We start from the raw sequence: 25,296 nt of genomic DNA, 5'->3' as shown, positions 1-25,296 counted from the left end.
GGCCGGGACCTTGCGCAAGTCTTCCGACGATCTGTCTCTCCGCGGCCACGGCGCCGCCCTGATTCTGGTCTGCGCGGGCGTCTGGCTCCACGCCGCCGACAGCCTGCTCGTCGCCACCATGCTGCCGGCGCTGGTCGCGGAGATCGGCGGCGAGGCGCTGATCGGCTGGACCGTCTCGCTGTACGAGATCGGCACCATTCTGACCGGCGCCGCGAGCGGCCTGCTGGCGGCCCGGTACGGCGTGCGCCTGCCGATGGCCGTGGCCGCCGCCGCGTTTGCCGCCGGATGCGCGATCAGCGCCCTGGCGCCGTCCATGTGGGTGGTTCTGGCGGGGCGTCTGCTGCAAGGCCTCGGCGGCGGCGGCCTGATGGCGCTTGCCTTCGTCGCGACGAGCGTCCTGTTCCCCAGGCCGCTGGTTCCCCGGGCCATCGCGGCGGTTTCGGCGCTCTGGGGCGTGTCGGCCTTTCTCGGCCCGCTGATCGGCGGCCTGTTCGTCGAATATGCCGACTGGCGCGGCGGGTTCTGGTTCTTTGCAACGCAGGCGGTTGCGCTGTCGCTCTGGATCGGCTTCGGCGCCGGCTTCGGTTCAGGGCTCGGCCGGCGGCCGGCGCCGGACCCGGCGCGAAACGCCGTATTCTCGCCGCGCCTGCTGCTGCTGGCCGCCGGTGTGGTGTTGATCGCCTATGGCGGGGTCGAAGTCGGCCCGCTGCGCACCGCGTCGTGCGTGCTGGCCGGCATTGCCGCCCTTGCCGCCTTTCTGGTCCTGGACGCCCGCGGCGGCGAAAGCCGGCTGCTCCCGCGCCGCGCCTTCGATCCGGCCGCGCCGGTCGGATCGGGCCTGGTCATGATCTTCTGCCTGGCCATCGCGACGATCGGCGTGACGGCCTACGGGCCGCTCTTCATCGTCCTGCTGCACGGCGCTTCGGCGCTGGTCGCGGGCTATATCGTGGCCTGCGCGTCCATCGGATGGACGATCGCCGCGCTCCTCGTCGCGGTCTCGGCGGAGCGGCACGACCGGACGCTGATCGGCGCGGGCATGCTGGTCGTGGCGGCAAGCATACCCGGCTTCCTCTACAGCGTGCCCAACGGCCCGGTCTGGCTGATTGCGGCGTTCTCCGCCCTGCAGGGGGGCGGGTTCGGCATGGCCTGGGCCTTCGTGCTGCGCCGGATGACGGCGCTGGCGCCGGCCGACGATACCGAGCGGGTGGCCGGCGCCCTGCCGACCGTCCAACGTCTGGGCTATGCGGTCGGCGCCGCCTATGTCGGGATCGTCGCCAACGCCGCGGGGTTCGCCGACGGGGCGGACAGGGCCGGAATCGCCGAAGCGGCAAGGGCGGTCTTCGCCGCCGCCATTCCGTTTGCCGTAATCGGCCTGGCCGCGACCGCCCGGTTCGTCTTTCCCGGAGCCGCAGGGCGCCGTTCCGGCAGGAATATCCGTACCGACGAGTGATGTCCTTCGGGCCGCCCCGGTTGCCTGCCCCTCGTGGCAATCGGTCGGCCGCGGGCAGCGCATGCCGGTTGCTCGCACAACGATGGCAAATCGGGTAAAATACTCCGGGTTCCGGTGGCTGTCGCAAACACGGCCGGTTCCGCGGCGGGGGCAGGCAGATCGGCCGGCCGCATCGATTGGAGGCGAAGCAGTGGAATGGCGCGACTATATCGGCAGCGATCCGTCGATCCTGGTTGGCAAACCGGTGGTCCGCGGCACGCGGTTATCGGTCGAGTTCCTTCTCGGCCTGTTTGCGGAGGGGTGGACCGAAGAAGCGGTTCTGGAGAGCTATCCCCAGGTTTCGCAGGAAGCCTTGCGCGCCGTGTTCGCCTTTGCCCAGGAGTGCACGCGGGACGAACAGGTTTTTGCCGTTAGCGACCGGGCGGCGGGTTGAGGTTTCCCGCCAACGAGAACATACCGCTTCCGAGCGTCCGGGCTCTTCGGCGGGCCGGACACGATGTCGTTTCGATTTCGGAGCGATCTCCCGGAATTCCGGACGATGAGGTCGTTCGGATTGCGCGGGCCGAAAACCGGCTCATCGTCACCTTCGATCGCGACTACGGAGAATTGGTGTTTCGCCGCGGGCTACCGGTCCCCGCAGGCATCTTGTATCTGCGTTTCTTTCCGAGCATGCCGGAAGACGTAGCGGCATATGTATTGCGGCTGATCGAAACGGGAATCGCTCTCGAGGGACGCTTCACGACAGCAGATCGTGGCGGGGTCCGGCAGGTCATTCTTCGCCGCGTTGGGTAAATCGATTCGGATCGAGCGCCGGCGCGCCGCCGAGAGCAGCGCCGCCCTCGAATGGGCGGCTGGCACCGGTTGCCAGCTACGCGCCAATAATGCGAAGCTGCCCCGGCAACGCATTTTCGGGAGGAACACAATGATCCGCTTGCACACCTTCTGCGCCGCCGCGCTCGCCGCCGGCCTGACCGCCGGACTCGGGGCCGGCCCGGCGAGTGCCGAAAAGATGACCTACCTGTTCCCGGCGCCGCCGATCCTGCCCTCTTTCGGGCCGCTCCAGCTTGCCAAGCAGCGCGGCTATTTCAAGGCGGCCGGGCTGGAAGTCGCCTTCGCCACGGCCAAGGGCGGCGTCGACGTCGCCAAGCAGGTCGGCGTCGGCAACGCCGAGATGGGCGGCGGCCTGGCGGACAGCCCGATCATCGTGCGCGCCCAGGGCATCCCGGTGCGCTCGGTCGTCGCCTTCGGCGGCCGCGGCTTCATGCAGCTCGTCGTGCGCGAGGACTCCGGCATCACGACGCCCGCGGGCCTGAAGGGCAAAAATGTCTCCGTCATGTCGTATCAGGACACGACCTATTACGCCCTGCGCGGCATGCTGGCGGCGGCCGGCCTCAAGGTACAGGACATCAACGCCATGGCGGTCGGCCCCCGCGCGGTGCCGGGCATGGTGATCCAGGGCAAGGCGGTCGGCTGCGCCTGCGTGCCGGACTGGATCCCGCCGATTCAGGGCGCCAAGATCAAGATCCGGATCATCAAGTCCGAAGATTATTTCCCGCACATGGCCCAGGCCTCGCTGGCGTCGGACAAGCTGATCGCGGCGAATCCGGCGCTGATCAGGAAGTTCGTCGGCGCCGTGCTCAAGGGCATGAAGGACGTCATGGACAATCCGGCCGGCGCGGCGAAGGATTTCGCCAAGGCGGCGCCCATGTGGAAGGGCAAGGAAGGCTATGTCACGGCGGTCTTCAAATACTTCGCCGACCTCGTCTATCCCGGCCAGAAGGTACTCGGCGAAATCAACGAGCAGCGGCTGGCCAAGCTGCAGGACTTCTACGTCGCGCAGGGCATCGTGCGGAAGAGGGTGCCGCTGAAGGACCTCTTCACCAACCACTTCATCGGCAAATAGCGCCGGCCCGCCGGGCCGGGCCGGTCTCCGGCCCGCGCCCGGTTCCGGGCGGGACCGTACCCGTCCCCCCGCCGGGCCTGCCGCTCACAGGTCGATGCGCATGCCGTCGTGGGCGAGGCGGAGTTCGCCGCTGTAGTTCCTGCGGATGTCGGCGACGACATCCTCCATGAAGGCCGGGCCGATCAGTTCGCGCGGCATGTGGACCGACATCATGTCGCGCAGCACCGGGTAGGTGGTATCGAAGCTGCCGAAGTGGGTCGCGACCAGGCTCTTGCAGCGCGACGCGGTGGCGATCTTGCCGAGCTCGACCGGGCTGGTATGGGCCCAGGTGCCGACATTGGCCTTGCGGCGGAACTCCAGCGCCTTCTCCGGGAAGGTGCATTCGTGGATCAGCAGGTCGCAGCCCTGCGCCAGCTCGACCAGCCGCTCGCACGGCGCGGTGTCGCCCGAGAAGACCACCGACTTGCCGTCGACCGAATCCAGCCGCAGGCCGAAGCAGGGCGAGATTTCCCGCGGGATGTGCTCGACATAGCAGGCCGAGACCCGGACCAGATCGTCCTCGAACACCACGCCGGGCTCGCATTCCCGCACGTCGGGCTTGAGCACATGCATGTTGCCCTGCCGGTTCTTGTAGGCGGCCCGCGCCTCGATGTCCTTGGCGAAGGCGCCGTCGGCGAACTGGTGCTCGACGAAACCGCGCGTGCCGGGCGGGCCGACCACGACGGGCGCGTTCTCCCGGTTGGTGATCCAGCTGGTCAGCACGAAGAAGGCGAAGTCGGCGACATGGTCGTAGTGCAGGTGGGACAGGAACACCGTATCGACATGGCCGGGATTGACGTTGCTGCGGATCAACTGGTGCGTCGCGCCGTGGCCGCAGTCGAACATGTAGTGCCGGCCGCGGACGGTGATCAGGATGGCCGAGTGGTTGCGGTCCGGGTCGGGCGCGGCGGCGGCCGTGCCGAGCATGACGATGCGCATGGTCTCTCCTGGAAGACGGTTGATTAAGTGAAATTACAACCATATTTCACATAACGATGTATCAAGCCGCCCGGCCGGATGTCACCCGCAATTTTGCGCCGGCGGGGCAGCATGCAGGGAGTGGCCCGAGCTTTGCCCGACGACCCGACGCCCGTGCGGTTCTCGGTTACGGACTTTCCGACCTACTACATCTACACCATCCAGTCCGGAAACCTTGCGGCGCTCAACCATGCCCTGCGCCCGTTCGGCATCCCGGTCATGTTCTGGCGGGTCCTGGCCGTGCTCCAGGAGAGCGACGGCCACAATATCAGCTACCTTTCGGGCAAGCTGGCGATCGACCGCTCCAACCTCAGCCGGATCGTCGACCAGATGGCGCGGGACGGCCTGGTCGAGCGCAGGACGCCGGCGCACGACCGGCGCAACGTGCTGGTCTGCATCACCGCGGCCGGCCGCCGCAAGGTCGCGGAGGCCTTTCCCGCCGTGCTGCGCATCGTCGAATCGACGTTGGACGGCTTTTCCGCCCAGGAACGGCGGACCCTGCTCGCCCTGCTCAAGCGCATGCGCAACAACGTGCTCCAGCAGGGCGGGCGCTAGGCCGGCTGCTGCTGAACGCGGCCGTCGTCGTAGAGGCGCCGCGCCGCCGTCTCGATCCGGTCTTCCAGCGTTGCCATGAAGGTTTCCCGGTCGTGGCCGGGCGCGATCGGTTCGAGGAACTCGATCGTGATGGTCCCCGGCCGCTTGAGAAATCCGTTCCGCGGCCAGAACAGCCCGGCGTTGTGGGCAACCGGGACGACCGGCAGGTCGAGATACTTGTACAGCGCGTAAACGCCCGGATGATAGCGCCCGGTGCGGCCCGGCGGTATCCGGGTGCCTTCCGGCATGATCAGCAGGTGCCGTCCGCTGTCGACCAGCCCCCGGGCCCTGCGCAGCATCCGCTTCAGGGCCGCGCCGCGCGCCGAACGCCGGATCGGCACCATGCCGGCCCGGCCCAGGAACCAGCCGTAGACCGGGATCCGCCGCAACTCTTCCTTAAGCACGGCGGCAAATGGCGGCGCTATCGCGAGGAAGGCGATGGTTTCCCACGCCGATTGGTGTTTCAGGGCAAAAATATAGCGGGCGTGCCGGTCGGGCAGCACGTTTCCGACGACCCTGTGCCGGATGCCCGCCGCGACGCGCAGCAGCCACAGGACGGCACGGGCCCAGACGATCGCAAGGCAGTACACGGCCCGCCGGGGCGCGGCCAGAAGAAGCAGGCCGGCCAGGCCCGCCGCCAGGGTGACGAGCCACAAGCCGATCGCAAAGGCCGCCGAGCGGGCCAGGATCATGAGCCCGGCCCGGCCGGCCCGGCCGGCGCCAGGGTCACGCGGATCAGGGCGGCGGCGAACTTGTAGAATTCGGCGTTGACGATGGCGACGCCGCGGACGCTGCGCCACCATTGCCCGCGCGACACTGCCGGCGGGAAAACGGGATGCGCGACGATGCGGGAGCCCGGCAGGGCGCTGCGCAGTTCGAGCAGGCTGCGCCGCATATGGTAGTTGGCCGTCACCAGGCGCAGCGACTTCAGCTTTTGCGCACGCGCCCACAGGGCGGTCTCGTCCGCGTTGCCTTGGGTATGCTCGGCCCGGAAGCCGAGCACGATCCGGTCGTGCACCTCTTCCGGCGCGCCGCCGGCGCCGCGCAGTACCGACTGTTTGTCGACTCTCGGATCGACGCCGGATACGAACAGAACCGGCGCCGCACCGGCTGCGAGCAGCCGGATGCCTTCGGCAAGCCGCCCCGAGCCCCCGGTCAGGACGACGATGGCATCCGTCTTCGTCCGGCCGTCGGCCGGCGTTTGCGGCATGGTGAAGCCGAACCAGCCCAGCCCGGCGAGCCAGAGCAGCGCCGCCAGCGCGCAAATTGCGGCGAACCAGCGGAGCGCGCGCCACGGCTTGCGCCGTTTGTGCGGAAACGCCCGGCTCCGGTCCACGGGCGTCATGGCGTGCCGGTTCATCGCGTCACGTCATGCGCCGGAGTGTTCGCAACACGGTAATCCGGGCGGTCAGCAGCGCAACCAGCGCCGCCACGACCGGCACGCAGGCGAAAATGGCCCATTGGCCCGGCGTGAAGATGGCGCCGGCCGCCGGCTCCAGTTCGATCTTGCCGGCCAGATCGGCGATCCCGAAGACCGTTCCGATGGCAAAGACGATGCCGATGATCGCGCCCTGCAGGCTGAGCCACAGCGCCTGGCGTTCGAACTGGCGCGCGATATAGCGGTCATGGGCTCCGATCAGGTGCAGCAGGCCGATGACCCGCCGGTGGATGCGCAGCCCGGTGCGCGTCGCGAAGACGACGGTGATGACCGTCGCCAGCCCGATAAGGGCGACGACGAGCAGCGCGACCAGCCAGATCGACCGGGCGAGGCCGATCAGCGGTCCGGCCCAGCGGGCGTGGTTCTCCGTAACCGCGCCGGGCGCCGCCGCGGCGACCTTCGCCGACAGGGCCGCGGTATCGATGGCGGCGCCCGGCGCCGCATGCACCTCGATCAGGATCGGCAGCGGCAGGTCGCCGGCGCCCGCGTCCTCGCCCAGCCAGGGACGCAGGAGGCGGAGCATGTCCTGCCGCGGCAGGCGCCGGGCCTGTTCGACTCCGGGCGCTTTCCGCACCAGGGCGAGCACGGCGCCGGCCTGCTGCTGCGCATGCGGCGAGTCCGGCCCCGCCGGTATCTGGATGGTCAGCGCGCCGCTCAGGCCCGACGACCAGGTCGATACCAGCCCGTTCAGGGCGATCGCGCCCGCGATGGCGACGCCGGACAGGTAGATCATGATCGCCACGATCCAGGGCAAGAGCCTGCCGGCGGGATCCTGATCGAAGGGGATATCGGTCTGGCGGCGGATCAGCACGGCGGCCTCTGGCCCCGGATTATCCTCAGGGCGCCATCCTCCAGATCCAGCCTGGGATACCGGAACCGGTCGACCAGCCCGAAATTATGGGTCGCGATGATGACCGTCGTGCCCATCCTGTTCAATTCCTCGAACAGCTGGATCAGGCGGACGCCGATATTGTCGTCCACATTCCCGGTCGGTTCGTCGGCGAGCAGCAGGTCGGGCTGGTTGATCACCGCACGCGCGATGGCGACGCGCTGCTGCTCGCCGCCGGACAGCGTCGGCGGTTTCGCGCCCAGCCGTTCGCCGAGGCCGACCCACCGCAGCAGTTCGGAGACATGCTTTTTGACATCCGGGCCGCGCGCACCGGCGACGCGCAGGGGCAGGGCGACATTGTCGATCGCCGTCATGTGGTCGAGCAGCTGGAAATCCTGGTAGACGACCCCGATGCGCCGGCGCATGGCGGGGACCTTGTCGCGCGGCAGGGTCGCGACGTCGCGGCCGAACAGATGCACCAGGCCGCGGGTCGGCCGGAGGGACAGGTAGATCAGGCGCATCAGGGTGGATTTGCCGGCCCCGCTTTCGCCGGTCAGGAAATGGAAGCTGCCGGGTTCCAGGCTGAAGGCGATATCGCGGAGCACTTCGTCCCCGGCGCCGTAGCGCATACCCACCTGATCGAACCGCACGACCGGTTTCTCGCCATCGAAGAGATCGGTTCTCAACGAAATGCCCTTCAGTCTCCGGGCCCGTTTGCCCGCCGGCCCGGCTGCGGAACCGCCCCTGCGGACGGCTTGGCGCTTGACCCGCCGGTCCTGCTACGGCAAAGCCCGCCTTCCATACCGTCACCCGAAACCCATGTTACCGGCGCTGCCACGACGCCTATCAGCGGCGGCGCGATCCAGTCAACCGGGCTGGTCAACCAAGCCGGTCAAACGGGCCGGTCAAACGGGATGAACAGGAGCGGCGAACCGAAACCCCGGCGATGATACTCAGCTGCCCGAATTGTTCGACGCGGTTCCTCGTCGATCCGGCCGCCCTGGGATCGGCCGGCCGCACGGTGCGGTGCGGCGCCTGCGGCCACGAATGGCGGCAGGAACCTGGCAAGCCGGCGGTGCGCACCTTTGCGGCGCCGGGCCCCGACGCCGGAGACACCGAAGACACGGGAGACGCGGGAGACGCCGGAGACGCCGGGAAGGAAAGACAGGATGCCGCCGGCGGCCCGGAGGACCGGGGACAGCCTCCGCCCGCGCGGCGCGTTCCCGCGGCGCGGCCGCGCACACGGCGGCCGGGCCGGTTGTTCTCGCTCGTGTTGCTCGCGGTCATCGCCGTGGTCCTGCTCGGCAGCTACCAGTTTCGCAGTATCATCGTTTCCCGGTGGCCGGAATCGGCGCGCCACTACGAATCGCTCGGCATCCCGGTAACGCCATACAGAAATTTCCGGCAGGCGCTCCCGAAAGACTAGCCCGGCTTGCCGGCCCGGCGGCTCAGAACCGCTTCAGCAATCGCTCGATATAGTCGCGTTCCAGCTTCGGCCGCCCGCTTTCGCCGGACCGCTTGCGCAGTTCGCGCAGGATTTCGCTGGCCCGCTTGCGCTCGGCCTCGGTGGGCACCTTGACATCGTTCTGGTCGTACGACCCCATCCCGTCCATGCGGCGGCCCAGCGGGTCGCGGTCAGGGCCGTACCGCCGGTTCCGGTCCCCCCTGTAGCGCTGGCCCCGGCCCGGTCCGAAGCCGAATTGCCGGCCGAGGCGGCGCATCGCCTGGCTCATGCCGCGCGAAAGTTCGCGCAACGCCCGGCCCTGCGGGCCGACCGCCCGGCCCGGCCGGCCGCGCCCCAGATCGCGCTCCGCCCGGCGCATCTCGCCTTCCGCCTTGCCGAAATTCTCGGGAACCTTGCCGGTCATCTCGCCCAGCCGGCGCATCAGGTCGCCCAGTTGCCGGCGCAGTTCGCCCTGGCGGCGGGCCGCGTCGCGGTCGGCCTCGCGCTCGCGCTCGCCGCCGTTCCGGCCCTCCTGTCCGCGGCGGAAGCTCTCGTCCATCAACTGCTGCTGCCGGCGAATCAGGTTGTTGAGGTCGCGCAGCATCAGCCGCGCCGGATTGTTGGGATCGGCGTGCTGCCGGCCCCGCTGCCCGGTGCGCAGGTTCTGCATCATCTCGCGCAGCTGCGAGAGCATGCGGCGCAGGGCGTCCTTGTCGCCGTCGCGCAGCATGTCTCGCATGGATTCGAGCATCCGCTTGACGTCCTGCTCGGTGAGACGGCGATCCGGGTTGACGGGAAACTGCTGGCTGAACTGCCCCGGATTGCGTTCCGCTTCGCGGCGCAGGGCGTCCATATATTCCTTCATCGAGCGGCGCAGCTCGTCGAGCAGCCGCTTCAGTTCCTCGTCCCTGATGTCCCGCCGCGACAGCAGTTCCATCAGCTTTTCGTGAATCCGCGCCAGTTCCCGCTCGGACGCCACGGTCTCGCCCTTGTCGATGCGCAGCGCGGTCTCCCACAGGATCGCCTGGACCGACCGGATCGCGGCGGCGCGGCTCTGCGCGATCGCCGTGTCGTCGCGGCCGTCGTGCCGCGAACCGAGGATCAGCCGGCTCTGAGCGGCGCGCAGCGCCAGATAGACCACGGGATCGTTGTTGAACTCGCTGCGCTGGTCGGCGATATGGCCCAGGACCGCCACGACCTGGTCGAGCTTTTCCGGCTCGAGGGTCAGGATCTTGCGCTGGGCGATGATGGCCCGGGCGACGGGATGGCGGAAAATCCGCTCCGGCAGCGTCATGTCCCTGAATTTGCTGCGCCCGCGCTGGCCGAGATCGTCTTCGGTCTCGAACAGCATGGACACGTCGAGGCCGGCCCAGCGATGGGGCGTCAGGTCCTTGTACAGCCGTCCGGCGACCTTCTTGCCGCCGGCGACCGGCGCCTCGATCGCCATGACGTCCGTTTCGCCGGCCCGGGCGATGTAGACGCGGACCTTGCTGACGCCATGATCGTCCCCGGCCTTGTAATCCAGACGGATGTTCTGGCGCCGGGTGACTTCGGGATCCTCGGCCCATGCCACGGTCGGCGGCAGATCGGGAGTCACCGAGATCTTCCATTGCACCGCGTTGCGCGCGCGCTGGCGGACGACCAGGTCGCCGCTCTCCTCCAGCAGCATCTCGCCCTGCCAGCCGGCCCGGTCGAGCGGCTGCAGGGCGAGGCGCTGGCGGCCCAGCGTCATGGCCGGGCGGCCCTTTCCGCCGCGGAACTGCAGCAGCAGTTTCGAATGCATCGGGACGACGATGGGCTTGCCGTCATGCGCCTGGGTGATCATGCGCGGCTGCCGGCCCGTATAGCCGGGCGGCGTGACCCAGGCTTCGACCGTCACCGGTGCGGCGACGCCGCCCTCGAAATCGGGCAGGAACGCCCGGGCGAACCGGTCGGCCGGATCGTTCCAGCCGGCAGTCAGGCCGAGGGCCAGCAGAATGGCGGCGAGGCCGCGCAGGGCGAACGGGTCGCGCCGGGCGATCCGCGGCCGCGGCGGCCCGACGCGCAGATGCTCGAGCGCCGCGCGCGCCCGCTCGCGATGGCGCCGCCAGAGCGCCTCGGAGAACGCATCGCCGGACCCGACGGCAAGACGGTCCCGGGTCGTCGTGAGCGGCCGGTGCGCCAGGCCGCTGGTGCGTTCCAGCCGCCGCCGGGCGGCCCATGCGCCGGGCAGGCGCAGGCGGCGAAATCCGTGGGCCAGGGCCAGACAGAAACCAAGGCCGAAAGCGGCGAGGACGGCGACGTGAAGCCAGCCGGGCAGCAAGGGCAGGACATCGAGCAGGACAACGGCGGCGAACAGGAAGGCGGCGGCGGCGGCCGTCCAGAAGCGCGGCCACAGCCGCTCCCAGGCGAGCGCCAGCCAGGACAGCGCGGTCCGGAACCCGTAGCCGGGTTCGCGTTCCGCGTTCCCGGCCGGTCTTTTCCAGCCCTTGTCCGAAGCGCCCATACCCTCTCCTTCCGGCTCCTTCAGGCTCCTTCCGGCGGCTCCAGCCAATCCGGCACCGCCTCCTGCCGGATCAGGTCGTCGACCGTCTGCCGCGCCCGCACGACCGCGTACCGCTCGCCGCTCACCAGAACCTCCGGCGCCGGCGGACGGCTGTTGTAGGCCGACGACATCACCGAACCATACGCCCCTGCCGACCCGAATGCCACCAGATCTCCGGGCGCCAGCGGCGGCAGGCTGCGGGCGACGGCGAAGGTGTCGCCGCTTTCGCAGATCGGCCCGACGACATCCGTTTCCACACAATCTGGGCTATTTTGAGGCTGCGTCACCGGCACGATCGCATGATAGGCGCCATACATGGCCGGGCGGGCCAGATCGTTCATCGCGGCATCGACCACCGCGACCGGCCGGAGGCCGCCATCCTTCAGGTAGAGGACCCGCGCCACCAGGACGCCGGCATTGCCGACCATCGACCGGCCCGGCTCGAACATCAGTTCGCATCCCAGGCCGCCGACCGTTTCGCGCACCACCGCGGCATAGTCCTCGAAGCGCGGCGGCGCCTCGTCCCGGTAGGTGATGCCGACGCCGCCGCCGAGATCGAGGCTTATCACGCCATGCCCGGCGGCGCGTAGCGCGCGGACCTGTCCGGCCAGGCGGCCGAACGCCGCCCGGTAGGGCGCGAGGCTCAGCAGTTGCGAGCCGATATGCATGGCGAGGCCGGACGGCGTCAGGTTCGGCAACTCCGCGGCCCGGGCGTAGGCCGGCAGCGTCCGGTCGATCGCGATGCCGAACTTGTCCTGCTTGCGGCCGGTCGAGATCTTGTCGTGGGTCCGGGCATCGACATCGGGATTGATGCGCAGGGAGACCCGCGCCGTGACGCCGACCCCGGCGGCGACGGCGGAGATCAGATCGAGTTCCGCTTCCGATTCGACGTTGAGCTGGAGGATGCCGGAGCGCAGCGCCAGGGCGATTTCCTCTTGGGTCTTGCCGACGCCGGAAAACACGATCCGGCCGGCCGGAACGCCCGCGGCAAGCGCCCGGCGCAGTTCGCCGCCCGACACGACGTCGGCGCCGGCGCCCAGCCCGGCGAAGGCCGCGATGACCGCCTGGTTGGAGTTGGCCTTCAGGGCGTAGCAGATCGTGGCCGGCAGCCCGGCGAGCGCCGCCTCCAGCGCCCGGTAGCTGCGGGTGAGGCCGGCCAGCGAATAGCAGTAGAAAGGCGTGCCGACGTCCGCCGCGATACCGGACAGCGGCAGGGCTTCGGCGCAGAGGGTCCCGCCGGCATAGCTGAAATCGGGCGACGGGACTCGATCGGTCATTGGGTGATATCCGCAGTTGGCGCCCGGCGGAGCCTCAGTGGACAGCGCCGGGCGGGGATGGCGTCGGCGGTCAGCGGGCGCTGCCGGACGGCGGCTCTATTCCGGGCCGGGTTTCCGGAAAATCGTTGCCCGGCCGGCGGGTGCGCCCGCGGGGTATCCCGCCGGATAGCGGTCGACCCCGGTGGCGGCCCGCGGATCGTCCTTCTTGCCGCACGCCGCCAGGGCGAATCCGAGAACGCCGGCGGCCAGCAGTAGCGTCAAGACCCGGACCATGCGGCTGTCTCCCGTCACGGGTTGCCGCGCCCGGCCAGAGCGGCGCGCGCGGCAACTGCTGCCGCCCGGACATTGTCCGGCGCGGTGCCGCCGGACGACGTCCGGCTGGCGACGGAATATTGCACCGTCAGCACGTCGAAGACAGCCCCCGTCACCCGCGGCTCGACGCCCTGCATCTCGTCGAGGGTCAGGCCGTCGAGACCGACGCCGCGCGCCTCGGCCAGCTTCACCAGGGCGCCGGTCGTCCGGTGCGCGTCGCGGAACGGCAGGCCGAGCTCCCGCACCAGCCAGTCCGCCAGATCGGTCGCGGTTGCGAAGCCGGCGCCGGCCGCCGCCAGCAGCCTGTCCCCGTTCACCGTCATTTCCCGGATCATGCCGGCCGTCGCCCGGACGCAGACCGCGAGGCTGTCGGCGGCGTCGAACACCGGCTCCTTGTCTTCCTGCATGTCCTTGGAATAGGCGAGCGGCAGGCTCTTCATGACGACCGCCAGGCCGGTCAGCGCGCCGACGATCCGGCCGGCCTTGGCGCGCACGAGCTCCGCGGCGTCCGGATTGCGCTTCTGCGGCATGATCGAACTGCCGGTGGAGAAACTGTCGGACAGGCCGATGAAGCCGAACTGCGCGCTCGACCAGATGACGATCTCCTCGGCCAGGCGCGACAGATGGGTGGCGCAGATCGCGCAGGCGGCGAGGAATTCGAGCGCGAAATCGCGCGCCGAGACCGCGTCGAGCGAATTGGCCATCGGCCGGTCGAAGCCCAGCGCGGCGGCGGTCTGCGCCCGGTCGATCGGGAAGGCGGTGCCCGCGAGCGCCGCGGCGCCGAGCGGCGATTCGTTGACCCGCCCCCGCGCATCGGCAAGCCGCGCCCGGTCGCGCCCGAACATGGCGGCATAGGCCAGCATGTGGTGCCCGAAGGTCACCGGCTGGGCCGATTGCAGATGGGTGAAGCCGGGCATGACCGTATCGGCATGGGCCTCGGCCCTGTCGATCAGGGCCGATTGCAGGCCGTTCAGGTCGGCGTCCAGGCCGTCGATGGCGTCGCGCACCCAGAGGCGCAGGTCCGTCGCCACCTGGTCGTTGCGCGAGCGCGCGGTGTGCAGCCGGCCGGCCGCCGGGCCGATCAGCTCGGCGAGCCGCGCCTCGATATTCATGTGGATGTCTTCCAGCGCCGCGCTGAATTCGAAGCGGCCGCTCTCGATCTCTTGAAGGATCGTGTCGAGCCCCTGCCCGATTGCCGCCGCATCTTCCTTCGATATGATGCCGCAATCGGCGAGCATCGCCGCATGGGCCTTCGACCCGGCGATATCGCAGGCATACAGGCGCCGGTCGAAGCTGATCGAGGCGTTGATCGCCTCCATCAGGGCGTCGGGTCCGGCGGCGAAGCGGCCGCCCCACAGGGTATTGGTCTTCGGTTCGGACATGGGCGGGAGTTAGGCGCGATGCGGAAACGGACAACGGAACAGCTCTCCGGGAAGCGGATCTTCGGGCTGGTGGCCGCCATCCTGCTGGCGCTCGCCGCCGCCGCTCCGCCGCCGGCCGCCGACGCAGCGCCGGGGCCGAAACGCGCCGCCAAGGCGTCTGCCGAACCGCCGCCCTTCAGCGGAACGGCCCGCGCCTTCGTCTTCCTGAAGGAGCCGCGCGCCGTGCAGTTCGGCCCGTTCGCCGACGCGGAGGGCCGGCCGGTCACCATGGCGCGCTACAGGGGCAAGGTTCTGCTGGTCAACTTCTGGGCGACCTGGTGCGCCCCCTGCATCCACGAGATGCCGACTCTGGACCGGCTGCAGGCGGCGCTGGGCGGGCCGGAATTCGCCGTGCTCACCGTCTCGCTCGACCGCAAGGGCATGGCGGCGGTCGGGCCGTTCTGGCAGGAGCAGGGCTACAGGCACCTGCCGATCCTGCTCGACTCGCGCTGGAAGACCGCCCGCCGCCTCGGCGTCAGCGGCCTGCCGGCGACCTTCCTGCTCGACCGCAGGCACCGGATCGTCGGCTACCTGCTCGGCCCCGCGGCGTGGGATTCGCCGCAGGCGAAGGCCTTCCTGCGCTTCTATATTGCCCGGCCCGGCAGCTGAGCCCGCCCGCCCCTTCCCGTACCGTCATTTCGACCGAACGGAGTGAGTGGAGAAATCTTTCCGGCAGTGCGCCCCGGACTTTGCGCCGCGCCGGAAAGATATCTCCGCTTCGCCCCGGATCAGGTCCGGGGCTACGGTCGATATGACGGATTGTGTTATTTGCACGGTTCCGCCGATTTTCGACCCGAACGCAAGCAGGTGCAAACCAGCCCCCATGAACAAGACGAACCCCGGCAACTTCTTCGAGGATTTCCGCGTCGGCCAGCGCATCCGGCACGCCACGCCGCGCACGCTGACGGCGGGCGACGCGGCGCTCTACACGGCGCTCACCGGCAGCCGCTTCGCCGTGCAGTCGTCGGATGCCTTCGCGCAAGCCGTCGGCTACGAATGCGCGCCGCTCGACGACTTGCTGGTGTTCCACACGGTGTTCGGCAAGACGGTGCCGGACATTTCGCTCAACGCCGTCGCCAACCTGGGCTATGCCGATTGCGTGTTCGGCGCGCCGGTCTGGCCCGGCGACAGCCTGTCGGCCCGCTCCGAGGTCATCGGCCTGCGCGAGAACGCCAACGGCAAGACCGGCATCGTCTATGTCCGCACCGTCGGCGAGAACCAGTGCGGCGCGAGGGTGCTCGGCTATGTCCGCTGGGTCATGGTGCGCAAGCGGGATGCGTCTGCGCCGGCGCCCGAAGCGGCCGTGCCGGACCTGCCCGGGGCGGTTGCGGCGGGCAGGCTGGCGGCTCCCGCCGCCTTCGATCCGGACGGCTGGGACGACGCCCTTTCCGGCGAAGCCTGGCGCTGGGGCGATTATGCGCCGGGCGAGAAGATCGACCATGTCGACGGCATGACGATCGAGGAAGCCGAGCACGCGACCGCGACCCGGCTCTACCAGAACACCGCGAAGGTGCATTTCAACCAGCATACGGAGGGCGAGGGCCGGTTCGGCCGGCGGCTGGTCTATGGCGGCCACGTCATGAGCGTGGCGCGCGCGCTCAGCTTCAACGGCCTCGCCAACGGCTTCCGGATCGCCGCGATCAACGGCGGGCGGCATGTCGGCCCGGTGTTCGCCGGCGACACGATCTATGCCTGGTCGGAGATCGTCGAGCGGCTGGAGCTGCCGGGCAACGCGGCGCTCGGCGCGCTGCGGCTGCGCACGGTGGCGGCGAAGGACACGCCCTGCGCCGGCTTCCCGGACAGGGACGGCGACGGCCGCTACCCGGAAAGCGTCGTGCTCGATCTCGACTACACCGTGCTGATCCCGCGATAGCTGCCCTCGAAGGATGATCGGCCGCTGCAGGGCGCTGAGGAGCCGGCGCCGCCGCGAAGCCTTGGCCATATCGGCGAGCTTGCAGAGATGTATGCATATTGATAAATTGCATGCAACGAAGTCATGACTGGAATTTGCATATGCCCATTCTGACCGTGCGCAACCTGCCCGACGAGGTGCATCGCGCCCTGCGCGTGCGGGCCGCTCTGCGCGGCCGCAGCACCGAGGCCGAAGTGCGCGCCATCCTGGCGGAAACGGTCCTGCCCGAAGGGCGGGCTACGTTGGGAACGCTGCTGACCGCCGTCGGCCGGCGCGCCGGGTTGACGGACGAGGAGTTCGCAGGCTTCGCGCAACGCGATACCGCGCCGGCCCGGCCGATCGATCTGGAATGATCCTGGTCGACACCAACGTGGTGTCGGAGCCGCTGCGCGGGGCTCCGGAGCCGCGCGTCGCCGCATGGCTCGACGCACAGTCGCTGGAAACGCTGTACCTGTCCGCCATCACCGTCGCCGAACTGCGCTTCGGAGTGCGATCGCTGCCGGCCGGCCGCCGCCGGGACCGGCTGGACGAGGATCTGGAGGGGCAGGTCCTGCCGATGTTCGCCGGGCGGGTATTGGCCTTCGATCTCGCCGCCTCGCAGGCCTATGCGGCGCTGATGGAGAAGGCGGGGTCCGGGGGGCGGACGATCCCGGTGTCCGACGGTTACATTGCGGCGACCGCCGCGGCCAACGGCATGATGGTGGCGACGCGGGACACCGCCCTGTTCGAGGCGGCGGGATTGAAGACCGTCGATCCGTGGATGGCGTAGGACGCGGCCGGTGCGCCGTATCGCGGTGCGCCACGTTGCCATTGTTCCATCGGGGGACGGCCGCGCGCCGGCCGCAGCAACGCAATATCGCCGCAAGCCGTGGCCATGCGCCTTGCCTCTCTTGCGCGGTGGCGCAATAAACACCCGTCACAGTTTCCGCCCCAGACGGATGGCACATGGCTTCCGACCCCCCGGCCCGGCGCGACCGGCCGCTCTCGCCCCATCTCCAGGTCTACAAGCCGCAATGGACATCGGTGCTGTCCATCCTTCACCGGATCACCGGGGTGGCGCTGGCGGCGGGCACGCTGCTGCTGGTCTGGTGGCTCGCCGCCGCGGCTTCGAGCGCCGCGTATTTCGCCTGGGTCCAGGGCGTCATGGCGAGCTGGCCCGGCATCGTCCTGCTGATCGGCTGGGCCTTCGCGCTCTACTACCACCTGTGCAACGGCATCCGGCACCTGTTCTGGGACGCCGGAATCGGCCTCGAACTCGGTCCGGCGCGGGCGAGCGGAATGATCGTCGTGGCCGCCGCCGCCGCGCTCACCGTTCTGTCCGCCGTCGTCGCACTGACGCCCGCGGGAGCGCCGGCATGAGCTTCCGGACCCCGCTCGGCCGGGTCCGCGGCCTCGGCAGCGCGAAGGAAGGGACGCATCACTGGTGGGCCCAGCGGGTCACCGCCATCGCGCTGGTGCCGCTGACGGTCTGGATCGTGGTCAGCATCCTGATGCTGGCCGGCGCCGACCGCGGCGCGATCGCGGACTGGCTCGGCAACCCGGTCACCGCCGGGCTGCTGGTCCTGACGATCCTGGCCGCCTTCCACCACGGCCAGCTCGGCCTCCAGGTCGTGATCGAGGACTATGTCCATAACGAGGGCTGGAAGATCGGCCTGATCGTCTTCGTGAAGCTCGCCGCCCTGCTGTTCGGCGGCATCGGGATCGTTTCCGTGCTCATGCTGGCGTTCGGGGGATAGGCGAGGCATGGGCAGGGCCTACGAGATCGTCGAACACCAATACGATGTCGTGGTCGTCGGCGCCGGCGGCGCCGGGCTGCGCGCCACCTTCGGCATGGCCGAGAAGGGCCTGCGCACCGCCTGCATCACCAAGGTCTTCCCGACCCGCTCCCACACCGTGGCGGCCCAGGGCGGCATCTCCGCCGCGCTCGGTAACATGGGCGAGGACGACTGGCGCTGGCACATGTACGACACCGTCAAGGGCGCCGACTGGCTCGGCGACCAGGACGCCATCGAATATATGTGCAAGGAGGCGATCCCGGCGATCATCGAGCTGGAGCATCACGGCGTGCCGTTCAGCCGGACGCCGGACGGCAAAATCTACCAGCGCGCCTTCGGCGGCATGACGACCAACTATGGCGAGGGCATCGCGCAGCGCACCTGCGCCGCCGCCGACCGGACCGGCCACGCCATCCTGCACACGCTCTACCAGCAGAGCCTGCGCCACAACGCGGAATTCTTCGTCGAATATTTCGCCGTCGACCTGCTGGTCGAGGACGGCGAGGTGCTCGGCGTCATCGCCTGGAACCTGGACGACGGTACGATCCACCGCTTCCGCGCCCACCAGACCGTGCTGGCGACCGGCGGCTACGGCCGCATCTATTTCTCCTGCACCGGCGCCCACACCCAGACCGGCGACGGCAACGCCATGGCCCTGCGCGCCGGCGTGCCCTGCCAGGACATGGAGTTCGTGCAGTTCCACCCGACCGGCATCTATGGTGCCGGCTGCCTGATCACCGAGGGGGTGCGCGGCGAGGGGGGCTATCTGACCAATTCGGAGGGCGAGCGCTTCATGGAGCGCTACGCGCCCTCGGCCAAGGACCTCGCATCGCGCGATGTCGTCAGCCGCTCGATGACCCTGGAGATCCGTGAGGGGCGCGGCGTCGGGCCGGACGCCGACCATATCTTCCTGCATATCGAGCATCTGGACCCGGACGCTATCGCCCAGCGGCTGCCCGGCATTTCGGAGACCGCGCGCATCTTCGCCGGCGTCGACGTCACCAGGGATCCGATGCCGGTGCTGCCGACCTGCCACTACAATATGGGCGGCGTGCCGACGAATTACCGGGGCGAGGCGGTCACGAAGCGCAACGGCGATGCCGACGCCACGGTGCCCGGCCTGATGGCGATCGGCGAGGCGGCCTGCGTCTCGGTGCACGGCGCCAACCGGCTGGGCTCGAACTCGCTGCTCGATCTGGTCGTGTTCGGCCGCGCTGCCGCCGACCATTGCGCGGAAACCATCGCTCCCGGCGCGCGCCACCGGCCGCTCGGCAACGGCGCCGACGACCTGGCGCTCGACCGGCTCGACCGGATGCGCCATGCCGCCGGCGGCACCCCGACGGCCGCCGCCCGGCTGGAGATGCAGAGGGTCATGCAGTCCAACTGCGCCGTTTTCCGCGACGGCGACATTCTCGGCGAAGGCGTCGCCCGCATGAAGGATATCTGGGCCCGGCGCGACGATCTCAGGGTCAATGACCGCTCGATGATCTGGAACACCGACCTGGTCGAGACCCTGGAGTTCGACAACCTGATCTACCAGGCGCTGGTCACCATCGTCTCGGCCGCCAACCGCGAGGAGAGCCGCGGCGCCCACGCCCGCGAGGATTTCCCGGAGCGCGACGACGAGAACTGGATGAAGCACACCATCTCGTGGTGCGACGAGGCCGGCGGCGTGACCATCGACTACCGCCCGGTCCACATGAACACGCTCACCAACGACGTGGCGCCAATCCCGCCGAAGGAACGGGTGTATTAGCGCCTGAAAGCCGAAGGCGCGGAACCGCCCGCAGGAAAGAAACGGAACCTATGGCCCAATTCAGACTGCCGCCGAATTCCCGGATTGCGAAGGGCAAGGCCTGGCCGTCGCCCGAAGGGGCGAAGCGGCCGAGGCGGTTCAAGATCTACCGCTACGACCCCGACGGCGCGGACAACCCGCGGCTCGACACCTACACCGTCGACCTGGACGATTGCGGGCCGATGGTTCTCGACGCGATCATCAAGATCAAGAACGAGGTCGATTCGACGCTCGCCTTCCGCCGCTCCTGCCGCGAGGGGGTGTGCGGCTCCTGCGCCTTCAACATCGGCGGCACCAACACGCTGGCCTGCACCAGCTTCATCGCCGACTACCGGGGCGACATCCCGATCTATCCGCTGCCGCACCTGCCGGTGGTCAAGGACCTGGTGCCGGACCTGACCCAGGCCTACGCCCAGCTCGCCTCGGTCGAGCCCTGGCTCAAGACCAGGACGCCGGCGCCGGAGCGCGAGCGCCTGCAATCGCCGGAAGACCGCGAGAAGCTGGACGGGCTGTGGGAATGCGTGCTCTGCTTCTCCTGCAGCACGAGCTGCCCGTCCTACTGGTGGAACGGCGAGCGCTATCTCGGGCCGGCCGTGCTGCTCCAGGCCTATCGCTGGATCGCCGACAGCCGGGACGAATATACCGGCGAGCGGCTCGACGACCTGGAAGACCCGTTCCGCCTCTACCGCTGCCACACCATCATGAACTGCACCAGCACCTGCCCGAAGCACCTCAACCCGGCCAAAGCAATCGCCGAGACCAAGAAGCTGATGGTGTCGCGGCAGTAAACCGATCCGAACCCGGCCGGGCGGGACCGTCTCCCGTCCCGGCGATCCCGACATTCAGGAGGAAACACCCATGATCACCGCCGTCGTCAATTTCCCGCTGGCCGAAGGCACGACCCTGGACAAGGCCCGGGAGCTGTTCTCCGCCACCGCGCCGCGCTACCAGTCGATCGAGGGGCTGGTGCGCAAATACTATCTGTTCAACCCGGAGACCGGCGTCGGCGGCGGCTGCTACCTGTTCGAGGACCGGGCTTCGGCCGAAGCGACCTTCAGCCCCGAATGGCGCGCCTTCATCGCCGACCGCTACGGCGCCGACCCGGACGTGCGCTTCTTCGAGACGCCGGTGGTGGTCGACAACAGCATCGGCGACATCGCCATCGCCGCGGAGTAGGGCGGCGCGGGCGTCCTTCGGGACGGCCATTTCGAGACGCGGCGCTTCGCACCGCTCCTCAATGGCCTCCTCAGGATGAAGAATTTTTTTGGCTCCACAACTTCAGCTTCATCCTGAGGAGAGGTTGAGGAGCGATCCGCAGGATCGCGTCTCGAAACCTCGTCTCGAAGGACGGGCGATCCCGCATCAACCGCCATGACCTTCGCCCCGCCCAAGGGAACCGTCGCGACGCCGGACCGGGCGCTCGACAAGGCGGCGCTCTACGCCAATGCGCGCCGGGCGGCGGCGGGGTTCCGGGCGCTCGGCCTCGGGCCCGGCAGCGCCGTCGCCATGGTGCTGCGCAACGACATTCCGTTCCTGGAGACGGCGCTCGCGGCCAACTGGGCCGGCGCCTATATCGTGCCGGTCAACTGGCATCTGCGCGGCGGGGAAGTGGGCGCAATCCTGGCCGATTGCGGCGCGGACGTCCTGGTCGTCCACACCGATCTGCTGGCCGAAATCCGGCCCTTCGTGCCGGACAAGGTCCGAATTCTCGCGGTGGAACCGGCGCCGTCCATGATCGCGGCCTACCGGATCGCCGACGACGCCGCGCGCGCGCCGGACGGTCTCGATCGCTGGGAGGACTGGATCGGCGGCTTCGAGCCGGCCGCCGGGCCGCCGGCGGGCCGCTTCTCCATGATCTACACCTCCGGCACCACAGCGCAGCCCAAGGGCGTGACCCGCGAGTCCACCGGCGCGGAAGCGATCGAACGCGGCAGTGCGATGATGGCGGACGCGTTCGGCCTGTGGAGCGACATGAACGCCGTCATGACCGGACCGATGTATCACAGCGCGACCTTCGCCTACTCGTCCGGCTGCCTGGCCCTCGACGGCGACCTCTTCCTGATGCCGCGGTTCGACGCCGCGGACCTGCTGCGCGTGACCGAGCAGCGCAAGGCGGAGGCGATGCACATGGTGCCGACGATGTTCAGCCGCCTGCTGCGCCTGCCCGAGGACGTGCGCCGGCGATACGACGTCTCTTCCCTCAAATATGTCATTCACGGCGCGGCGCCCTGCCCGCCCGGCGTCAAGCGGGCGATGATCGAGTGGTGGGGGCCAGTGATCCACGAATATTACGGCTCGACCGAAGCGGCCATCGTCTCGGTCGCCTCGAGCGCGGAATGGCTGGCCCGGCCGGGCACGGTCGGCAAGCCGCGCAAGACGACGCCGGTGCAGGTCCGCGGCGCGGACGGCGCGGTTTTGCCGCCGGGGCAGGAAGGCGAACTCTACATGCAGCTCAACCCGGCGTACGGCTTCACCTACCGCAACCGGCCGGAGCTCGATGAAGGCACGAAGGGCGGCGCCTGGTTCACAAACGGCGATATCGGCTGGCAGGACGAGGACGGCTATCTCTATCTGTGCGACCGCCGCAAGGACATGATCATCTCCGGCGGCGTCAACATCTATCCGTCCGAGATCGAAGCCGTCATCGGCGATCATCCGGCGGTGCGCGACTGCGCCGTCTTCGGCATCCCGGACGACGAGTTCGGCGAGGCAGTCGCCGCTGCGGTCGAAGCCGGCGATGCGGTGAGCGAAGACGACATCCGCGCCCACGTCGCCGCGCGGCTCGCCGGATACAAGGTGCCGCGAGTCGTCGCATTCCACGACGCGCTGCCGCGGGAAGATTCGGGCAAGATATTCAAGCGCCGGCTGCGCGACCCCTACTGGGCCGGCGCGAACCGCAGGATCTGACCGGAGACGGAGACCCCGCAATCATGGCCATTCCGGAATCCCTCAAGGGGCGGCTGTCGCTGCCGCTGATCGGCGCGCCGTTGTTCATCGTCTCCAACCCGGACCTGGTGATCGAACAGTGCAAGGCCGGCATCGTCGGCTCCTTCCCGGCGCTCAATGCGCGCCCCAAGGAGGTGCTCGACGAATGGCTCGACCGGATAACGACCGAACTGGGCGAGTATGCCGCCAAGCATCCGGGCCGGCCGGTCGCGCCCTTCGCGGTCAACCAGATCGTTCACAAGTCGAACGACCGGCTGGAGCACGATGTCGAACTGTGCGTGAAATACGAGGCGCCGATCATGATCACCAGCCTGCAGGCGCCGACCCACGTCGCGCCGGCAGCGCACAGCTATGGCGGGCTGGTGTTCCACGACATCACCAACATCCGCCACGCGAAGAAGGCGCTCGCCTAAGGCGCCGACGGGCTGATCCTGGTCTGCGCCGGGGCGGGCGGCCATGCCGGGGCGCTCAGCCCCTTCGCGCTGGTCGCCGAGGTGCGCGAATTCTTCGACGGGCCGGTCATCCTGTCCGGCAGCATGGCGACCGGCGGCCAGATCCTCGCCGCCCAGGCCATGGGCGCCGACCTCGCCTATCTCGGCACCCGCTTCATCGCGTCGGCCGAAGCCAACGCCCAGGAGCGCCAGAAGGAGATGATCGTCGACAGCACGGCGGAGGACATCGTCTACACCAACGTCTTCTCCGGCGTGAAAGGCAACTATCTCGCCAAGAGCGTGGCAGCCGCCGGCCTCGACCCGGCCAACCTGCCCGAGGCCGACAAGTCGAAGATGGATTTCGGCTCCGGCGGCGGGTCCAGCCGCAAGGTCTGGCGCGATATATGGAGCGCCGGCCAGAGCACCGGCATGGTCAAGGATATCCGCCCGACCGCCGAGATCGTCGCCCGGCTGCGCGAAGAATACGACGCCGCGAAGGCCCGCCTCGCCGCCTGGAGCGCGCCCTACGACGCCGGCGAGGCCCCCGCCGACGCGGCGTGAGTATGGTTGGCACGACAACAATTTCGTCGCACGAATAAAATTGCCGCAATTAATGTCTTGTTGAGACCTAATTTTATCGTAATTTGTTGATCGAATTGTTGGCAAATTTTCCAGCGGAGAGGTCTGTTGAGTAGCCGCGACGTTAGATTCTACCGATATCCCAATAACGGTACGATATCCAGACACACTACTTTGTCTTTGGATTTGCTCGACCTAGCGCACGCTAATATTAGAGAAGTCGGTTCAACCGTTGGCCCAGCAAGCGTATATTTGTCGACGTTTAATGCACACCTTACAAATGATTCTATGTTGATCTGGCGAGGGAGCGGTCCGGGTGCGGATCGCGAGCTTCGACGCTCTTACTCAAACATTCATGGAAGAATTTTCGCAAGATCTTATCTCGAGAAGTGTGAAGGCGTAACGGGACTACTACCAATCGAGGGAAAGTATTTTAATTTTTCGCCAAGCGCAACCGTCCGTATGCGAGATAATGAGAACGGCGATATGCCGGATTGGATCGGGTGGAATTCGACCGACTACGTCGTCGCCGAGGCGAAGGGAACACGGGATGGTAACAACTGGGAAAAGTCGTTCTGGGATGGCTACGCTATACCTCCAAGCCTGAGAAAGGCACAAGAACAAGTAGCCCGCGTGCAAATTGATCTTTATCACTACGGCGCCCAAGACGTTGAGTTCAAAGGTTGGGCAGTGGCATCGCGCTGGGCAACAGAAGAAAACGGGCTCGATCCATGGCTCGCGGCTATCGATCCGAGACACGGGCTTGAACCGCCAAATCCCGAATGGTTCATGGCCTCTGCCGCTGAAATGCAGCGCGAAATTTTAGAACGAATGATATTTTCGTTTGGTTTCTCTGATAGGGCTCCGAAATTTTCTACTAAAGAGCCTCGAATTCTTCTTAGCGAAGAGTTCGATCCTCGGCGAGATTACTGGAAACAGTTGGTCCTATCGGATGGTCGAACGGTATGTGGCTTGAGCGTTGCGTATATTCGCGGTGCATTTCTGCCAATAAACCGCTATGAAGACATCACATTCTATATAAATTCATTTTCAGAAGAAAGATTATTGTGGGCCGCAACAATCCTGGATCTATCTCTAAATGCGGCTGAAGACAGAAAGTTTCCGGAGTATGAAACGGAGCGAGAGGACAGTTTTTTGAGTAGGAATGGCCTTGCGATTTTTGATCTAAGAGCGGTGCGAGAGGTGCACGAAGTATGACGGCAAACATGTAACTTTCTTGTACCCTGCTCAATTATGTCGTAAGTTTTTGTAGAACGAGCATATCATCGAAAAGAATATGGTCGAAAGCTATCTTTCTACATAGATGGTGTAATTTTCGGCATTGGCGCACCTCATCACCGCGCGTTTTCCAGCATCATGGCAGCGCCCTTTTCGGCGATCATGATGGTCGGGTTGTTGGTGTTACCGGAGGTCACGGTCGGCATGATTGAGGCGTCGATCACGCGCAGGTTTTCGACCCCATGAACCTTGAGCTGGTCGCTGACCACCGCCTGCGGATCGTTGCCCATCTTGCAGGTGCCGACAGGGTGGAAGATCGTCGTGCCGATGTCGCCAGCGCCCGGGACCAGCTCCTGCTCGGTCAGTTCTGACCGGTTACATGGGTAACAGGTTTCAGTCTTTGTTCATGT

The 25,296-nt window shown here is 67.9% G+C and carries 27 protein-coding genes and 1 pseudogene; 18 read left to right on the top strand and 10 right to left on the bottom strand.

All coding sequences use genetic code 11. From position 1 onward, the window contains the following. Nucleotides 1-10: 10 nt before the first annotated feature. The 3 genes from OXM58_00790 (at nt 11) to OXM58_00780 (ending at nt 3,353) form a co-directional block, all read left to right on the top strand. Nucleotides 11-1,450: an MFS transporter gene (locus tag OXM58_00790; GenBank protein ID MDE0146883.1), complete on the top strand. Its 1,440-nt coding sequence runs from the start codon at nt 11-13 to the stop codon at nt 1,448-1,450. A 190-nt stretch (nt 1,451-1,640) separates the two neighbouring features. Then, nucleotides 1,641-1,883 carry a DUF433 domain-containing protein gene (locus tag OXM58_00785; protein ID MDE0146882.1) on the top strand — a complete coding sequence of 81 codons (243 nt, stop codon included), beginning with the start codon at nt 1,641-1,643 and terminating at the stop codon, nt 1,881-1,883. A 489-nt stretch (nt 1,884-2,372) separates the two neighbouring features. Next, a complete protein-coding gene (locus tag OXM58_00780) occupies nt 2,373-3,353 on the top strand; it encodes an ABC transporter substrate-binding protein (GenBank protein ID MDE0146881.1) in 981 nt (326 codons plus the stop codon). 84 nt (nt 3,354-3,437) lie between these two features. Here the strand turns inward: OXM58_00780 and OXM58_00775 are convergent, their stop codons facing one another. Next, nucleotides 3,438-4,331 carry an MBL fold metallo-hydrolase gene (locus tag OXM58_00775; GenBank protein ID MDE0146880.1) on the bottom strand — a complete coding sequence of 298 codons (894 nt, stop codon included), beginning with the start codon at nt 4,329-4,331 and terminating at the stop codon, nt 3,438-3,440. Nucleotides 4,332-4,463: 132 nt separating this feature from the next. Here OXM58_00775 and OXM58_00770 point away from each other — a divergent pair, with 132 nt between their 5' ends. Next, nucleotides 4,464-4,925: a MarR family winged helix-turn-helix transcriptional regulator gene (locus OXM58_00770; GenBank protein ID MDE0146879.1), complete on the top strand. Its 462-nt coding sequence runs from the start codon at nt 4,464-4,466 to the stop codon at nt 4,923-4,925. Here OXM58_00770 and OXM58_00765 read toward each other — a convergent pair. The 4 genes from OXM58_00765 to ftsE are packed head-to-tail and all read right to left on the bottom strand — an operon-like array spanning nt 4,922 to nt 7,917. Beyond that, nucleotides 4,922-5,656, bottom strand: a complete 735-nt coding sequence (locus OXM58_00765; protein ID MDE0146878.1) for a lysophospholipid acyltransferase family protein — start codon at nt 5,654-5,656, stop codon at nt 4,922-4,924. The two genes, OXM58_00770 and OXM58_00765, sit on opposite strands and share 4 nt — an antisense overlap. Then, complete coding sequence (locus OXM58_00760) at nt 5,653-6,324, bottom strand: YdcF family protein (protein MDE0146877.1); 672 nt, start codon at nt 6,322-6,324, stop codon at nt 5,653-5,655. The genes OXM58_00765 and OXM58_00760 overlap by 4 nt, the downstream gene beginning before the upstream one ends. A 4-nt stretch (nt 6,325-6,328) precedes the next feature. Continuing rightward, complete coding sequence (locus OXM58_00755; protein ID MDE0146876.1) at nt 6,329-7,213, bottom strand: hypothetical protein; 885 nt, start codon at nt 7,211-7,213, stop codon at nt 6,329-6,331. Continuing rightward, a complete protein-coding gene (gene ftsE, locus OXM58_00750; GenBank protein ID MDE0146875.1) occupies nt 7,207-7,917 on the bottom strand; it encodes a cell division ATP-binding protein FtsE in 711 nt (236 codons plus the stop codon). The genes OXM58_00755 and ftsE overlap by 7 nt, the downstream gene beginning before the upstream one ends. A gap of 260 nt (nt 7,918-8,177) precedes the next feature. Here ftsE and OXM58_00745 point away from each other — a divergent pair, with 260 nt between their 5' ends. Continuing rightward, nucleotides 8,178-8,657 carry a zinc-ribbon domain-containing protein gene (locus OXM58_00745; protein MDE0146874.1) on the top strand — a complete coding sequence of 160 codons (480 nt, stop codon included), beginning with the start codon at nt 8,178-8,180 and terminating at the stop codon, nt 8,655-8,657. 22 nt (nt 8,658-8,679) lie between these two features. On the opposite strand, the gene OXM58_00740 is transcribed toward OXM58_00745, so the two are convergent. The 4 genes from OXM58_00740 to argH all read right to left on the bottom strand — a co-directional run bounded on the left by OXM58_00740 (nt 8,680) and on the right by argH (nt 14,170). Continuing rightward, nucleotides 8,680-11,160, bottom strand: a complete 2,481-nt coding sequence (locus OXM58_00740) for a DUF4175 family protein (protein MDE0146873.1) — start codon at nt 11,158-11,160, stop codon at nt 8,680-8,682. Between the two features lie 20 nt (nt 11,161-11,180). Next, a complete protein-coding gene (gene lysA, locus OXM58_00735; protein ID MDE0146872.1) occupies nt 11,181-12,476 on the bottom strand; it encodes a diaminopimelate decarboxylase in 1,296 nt (431 codons plus the stop codon). 96 nt (nt 12,477-12,572) lie between these two features. After that, nucleotides 12,573-12,749 carry a hypothetical protein gene (locus OXM58_00730; GenBank protein MDE0146871.1) on the bottom strand — a complete coding sequence of 59 codons (177 nt, stop codon included), beginning with the start codon at nt 12,747-12,749 and terminating at the stop codon, nt 12,573-12,575. Between the two features lie 14 nt (nt 12,750-12,763). Next, a complete protein-coding gene (argH, locus tag OXM58_00725) occupies nt 12,764-14,170 on the bottom strand; it encodes an argininosuccinate lyase (protein MDE0146870.1) in 1,407 nt (468 codons plus the stop codon). A gap of 18 nt (nt 14,171-14,188) precedes the next feature. On the opposite strand from argH, the gene OXM58_00720 reads away from it, so the two are divergent. The 13 genes from OXM58_00720 (at nt 14,189) to OXM58_00660 (ending at nt 24,865) form a co-directional block, all read left to right on the top strand. Then, on the top strand, nt 14,189-14,818 hold the full coding sequence (locus tag OXM58_00720; GenBank protein MDE0146869.1) for a TlpA disulfide reductase family protein: 630 nt from the start codon (nt 14,189-14,191) through the stop codon (nt 14,816-14,818). A gap of 214 nt (nt 14,819-15,032) precedes the next feature. After that, nucleotides 15,033-16,082, top strand: a complete 1,050-nt coding sequence (locus tag OXM58_00715) for a MaoC family dehydratase (GenBank protein ID MDE0146868.1) — start codon at nt 15,033-15,035, stop codon at nt 16,080-16,082. A 140-nt stretch (nt 16,083-16,222) separates the two neighbouring features. Continuing rightward, nucleotides 16,223-16,474 (top strand): plasmid stability protein stbC, encoded by a 252-nt coding sequence (locus tag OXM58_00710; protein ID MDE0146867.1) that lies wholly within the window; start codon nt 16,223-16,225, stop codon nt 16,472-16,474. Beyond that, nucleotides 16,471-16,890 carry a type II toxin-antitoxin system VapC family toxin gene (locus OXM58_00705; GenBank protein ID MDE0146866.1) on the top strand — a complete coding sequence of 140 codons (420 nt, stop codon included), beginning with the start codon at nt 16,471-16,473 and terminating at the stop codon, nt 16,888-16,890. The genes OXM58_00710 and OXM58_00705 overlap by 4 nt, the downstream gene beginning before the upstream one ends. Before the next feature lie 176 nt (nt 16,891-17,066). Further along, the gene (gene sdhC / locus OXM58_00700; GenBank protein MDE0146865.1) at nt 17,067-17,480 is read left to right on the top strand and encodes a succinate dehydrogenase, cytochrome b556 subunit; all 414 of its coding nucleotides are present in this window, start codon (nt 17,067-17,069) and stop codon (nt 17,478-17,480) included. Beyond that, nucleotides 17,477-17,857 (top strand): succinate dehydrogenase, hydrophobic membrane anchor protein, encoded by a 381-nt coding sequence (gene sdhD, locus OXM58_00695; protein ID MDE0146864.1) that lies wholly within the window; start codon nt 17,477-17,479, stop codon nt 17,855-17,857. The genes sdhC and sdhD overlap by 4 nt, the downstream gene beginning before the upstream one ends. A gap of 7 nt (nt 17,858-17,864) precedes the next feature. After that, on the top strand, nt 17,865-19,652 hold the full coding sequence (gene sdhA, locus OXM58_00690) for a succinate dehydrogenase flavoprotein subunit (protein MDE0146863.1): 1,788 nt from the start codon (nt 17,865-17,867) through the stop codon (nt 19,650-19,652). Between the two features lie 50 nt (nt 19,653-19,702). Continuing rightward, entirely contained in the window at nt 19,703-20,479 is a 777-nt protein-coding gene (locus OXM58_00685) for a succinate dehydrogenase iron-sulfur subunit (GenBank protein ID MDE0146862.1), read from the top strand. 70 nt (nt 20,480-20,549) lie between these two features. After that, nucleotides 20,550-20,867: a YdhR family protein gene (locus OXM58_00680; GenBank protein ID MDE0146861.1), complete on the top strand. Its 318-nt coding sequence runs from the start codon at nt 20,550-20,552 to the stop codon at nt 20,865-20,867. 195 nt (nt 20,868-21,062) lie between these two features. Beyond that, complete coding sequence (locus OXM58_00675) at nt 21,063-22,598, top strand: AMP-binding protein (GenBank protein ID MDE0146860.1); 1,536 nt, start codon at nt 21,063-21,065, stop codon at nt 22,596-22,598. Between the two features lie 23 nt (nt 22,599-22,621). Beyond that, nucleotides 22,622-23,050, top strand: coding sequence for a nitronate monooxygenase (locus tag OXM58_00670; protein ID MDE0146859.1), 429 nt, complete (start codon nt 22,622-22,624; stop codon nt 23,048-23,050). A 15-nt stretch (nt 23,051-23,065) separates the two neighbouring features. Beyond that, a complete protein-coding gene (locus tag OXM58_00665; GenBank protein MDE0146858.1) occupies nt 23,066-23,629 on the top strand; it encodes a nitronate monooxygenase in 564 nt (187 codons plus the stop codon). A gap of 504 nt (nt 23,630-24,133) precedes the next feature. Next, nucleotides 24,134-24,865 carry a hypothetical protein gene (locus OXM58_00660; GenBank protein ID MDE0146857.1) on the top strand — a complete coding sequence of 244 codons (732 nt, stop codon included), beginning with the start codon at nt 24,134-24,136 and terminating at the stop codon, nt 24,863-24,865. Nucleotides 24,866-25,002: 137 nt separating this feature from the next. Here OXM58_00660 and OXM58_00655 read toward each other — a convergent pair. Then, nucleotides 25,003-25,248, bottom strand: a pseudogene (locus OXM58_00655) (GMC oxidoreductase). Between the last annotated feature and the right edge of the window lie 48 nt (nt 25,249-25,296).

This window comes from Rhodospirillaceae bacterium, assembly GCA_028819475.1.
Lineage (GTDB): Bacteria > Pseudomonadota > Alphaproteobacteria > Bin65 > Bin65 > Bin65.
The sequence above is the reverse complement of the archived record's forward strand: the minus strand, read 5'-3'. Positions and strand labels throughout refer to the sequence as shown.

Coding starts and splice junctions, on each gene's coding strand:
- OXM58_00780 (MDE0146881.1), top strand. CDS start 2,373: ATGATCCGCTTGCACACCTTCTGCGCCGCCGCGCTCGCCGCCGGCCTG.
- OXM58_00775 (MDE0146880.1), bottom strand. CDS start 4,331: ATGCGCATCGTCATGCTCGGCACGGCCGCCGCCGCGCCCGACCCGGAC.
- OXM58_00765 (MDE0146878.1), bottom strand. CDS start 5,656: ATGATCCTGGCCCGCTCGGCGGCCTTTGCGATCGGCTTGTGGCTCGTC.
- OXM58_00760 (MDE0146877.1), bottom strand. CDS start 6,324: ATGAACCGGCACGCCATGACGCCCGTGGACCGGAGCCGGGCGTTTCCG.
- OXM58_00745 (MDE0146874.1), top strand. CDS start 8,178: ATGATACTCAGCTGCCCGAATTGTTCGACGCGGTTCCTCGTCGATCCG.
- OXM58_00740 (MDE0146873.1), bottom strand. CDS start 11,160: ATGGGCGCTTCGGACAAGGGCTGGAAAAGACCGGCCGGGAACGCGGAA.
- lysA (MDE0146872.1), bottom strand. CDS start 12,476: ATGACCGATCGAGTCCCGTCGCCCGATTTCAGCTATGCCGGCGGGACC.
- OXM58_00730 (MDE0146871.1), bottom strand. CDS start 12,749: ATGGTCCGGGTCTTGACGCTACTGCTGGCCGCCGGCGTTCTCGGATTC.
- argH (MDE0146870.1), bottom strand. CDS start 14,170: ATGTCCGAACCGAAGACCAATACCCTGTGGGGCGGCCGCTTCGCCGCC.
- OXM58_00720 (MDE0146869.1), top strand. CDS start 14,189: ATGCGGAAACGGACAACGGAACAGCTCTCCGGGAAGCGGATCTTCGGG.
- OXM58_00715 (MDE0146868.1), top strand. CDS start 15,033: ATGAACAAGACGAACCCCGGCAACTTCTTCGAGGATTTCCGCGTCGGC.
- OXM58_00710 (MDE0146867.1), top strand. CDS start 16,223: ATGCCCATTCTGACCGTGCGCAACCTGCCCGACGAGGTGCATCGCGCC.
- OXM58_00705 (MDE0146866.1), top strand. CDS start 16,471: ATGATCCTGGTCGACACCAACGTGGTGTCGGAGCCGCTGCGCGGGGCT.
- sdhC (MDE0146865.1), top strand. CDS start 17,067: ATGGCTTCCGACCCCCCGGCCCGGCGCGACCGGCCGCTCTCGCCCCAT.
- sdhD (MDE0146864.1), top strand. CDS start 17,477: ATGAGCTTCCGGACCCCGCTCGGCCGGGTCCGCGGCCTCGGCAGCGCG.
- sdhA (MDE0146863.1), top strand. CDS start 17,865: ATGGGCAGGGCCTACGAGATCGTCGAACACCAATACGATGTCGTGGTC.
- OXM58_00685 (MDE0146862.1), top strand. CDS start 19,703: ATGGCCCAATTCAGACTGCCGCCGAATTCCCGGATTGCGAAGGGCAAG.
- OXM58_00680 (MDE0146861.1), top strand. CDS start 20,550: ATGATCACCGCCGTCGTCAATTTCCCGCTGGCCGAAGGCACGACCCTG.
- OXM58_00675 (MDE0146860.1), top strand. CDS start 21,063: ATGACCTTCGCCCCGCCCAAGGGAACCGTCGCGACGCCGGACCGGGCG.
- OXM58_00670 (MDE0146859.1), top strand. CDS start 22,622: ATGGCCATTCCGGAATCCCTCAAGGGGCGGCTGTCGCTGCCGCTGATC.
- OXM58_00660 (MDE0146857.1), top strand. CDS start 24,134: ATGCCGGATTGGATCGGGTGGAATTCGACCGACTACGTCGTCGCCGAG.